At 54.6% G+C, this 1,076-nt stretch carries 2 protein-coding genes; both read left to right on the forward strand.

Annotation, left to right across the window (positions count from 1 at the left end; translation table 11 throughout):
- On the forward strand, nt 1-194 hold a 194-nt coding region (locus RMSM_RS43205), incomplete at its 5' end, for a hypothetical protein (RefSeq protein WP_040770781.1).
- Nucleotides 195-263: 69 nt separating this feature from the next.
- Nucleotides 264-869 (forward strand): tetratricopeptide repeat protein, encoded by a 606-nt coding sequence (locus tag RMSM_RS33000; protein WP_008707997.1) that lies wholly within the window; start codon nt 264-266, stop codon nt 867-869.
- Nucleotides 870-1,076 lie beyond the last annotated feature (207 nt).

Genomic DNA, 1,076 nt, shown 5'->3' on the forward strand with positions numbered 1-1,076 from the left:
CTCGTCCTGCTGGTCAGAACGGCCAGCTTCACGAACATCGATCCGAGTCACAAAAGACGCTCGATTTCGGATTTGCCTCTTTCTCTCAGGCAAAATCCACTTCTCCGCAGTGGGATTGCTGCAGTGGCATCGCCGAATTGGACGCCGCTGCGGCAGCAACTCTCGTGAACTTGCACGTGCGATTGCAGATTTAAACGAACAGCTTGGTTCGTTTTCAATCTGTTTCTCTTTTTGCCATTGTTCTTCTACAGAGAGTCAATCACATGTCTGCGCGCACTCACAAACACAACCGTAATCAAACACAATCACTATCGTCGTCCGCGAAGCAAAAGAATGCGACACCGCTGCACCCAGCACTCGCACGCGTCGCGAATCTGCTGCGTCGGCGAGACTATCAAGCGGCCGCTGAATTGCTTCGATCCGCCGGACGCGAACCGTCGGTTCGCAATACCCTTGGCGTTTGCCTATTGCGACTCGGTCATGTCGAAGAAGCGTTGTCGGTATTTCGCCAATTTGTGCTCACACCCGGCAGTGTCACCGAGCGCAGCGACGTCAGCAACGTTTGCAAACGCAACTTTGCGGTCGCATTGCTAATGAAAGGGTCACCGAGCGGTGCACTTGATGTAATCAACGAGACACGCGAACCCGATCACCCGATGGCCATCCGCGTTCGCGAGGCGGTCAAGACTTGGGAGAGATCACTGTCTTGGCTACGCCGAATCGACTGGAAACTCAACCGCATCGAGCCGCCTCGATGCCAAGTGCCCATCGATTTTGAGCCGGGTGAGTTTGAGTTCGAATTTGAATCGGACATAGTTCAACGTCAGTTCGACAAGCCAAGTGACAGTTCGCTTGAGCTTGCCGTTTAGACGGAAAGTCCGAGACGCTCGGGCGAGGTGACCTGTGTACCTGCCACCTCTTCCAAAACGCAATTTAGGGAGAGGTCGAGCAGAGCCTGCAGCGATTGCTCGGGTAAAGGCACGCCGCCGGCTCACTTGCACATCACATTAACTTCACCTCCCCTAAGCTTTGCTTTAAGGGGAGGTCGGCTGGAGCCTTCAGCGACATCCGGGTGA

Origin of the sequence: Rhodopirellula maiorica SM1, assembly GCF_000346295.1 — a bacterium.
Taxonomy (GTDB): domain Bacteria; phylum Planctomycetota; class Planctomycetia; order Pirellulales; family Pirellulaceae; genus Novipirellula; species Novipirellula maiorica.

What these genes read in the sequence shown, in the direction of transcription:
- RMSM_RS33000 (WP_008707997.1), top strand. Translation starts at nt 264, where the DNA reads ATGTCTGCGCGCACTCACAAACACAACCGTAATCAAACACAATCACTA.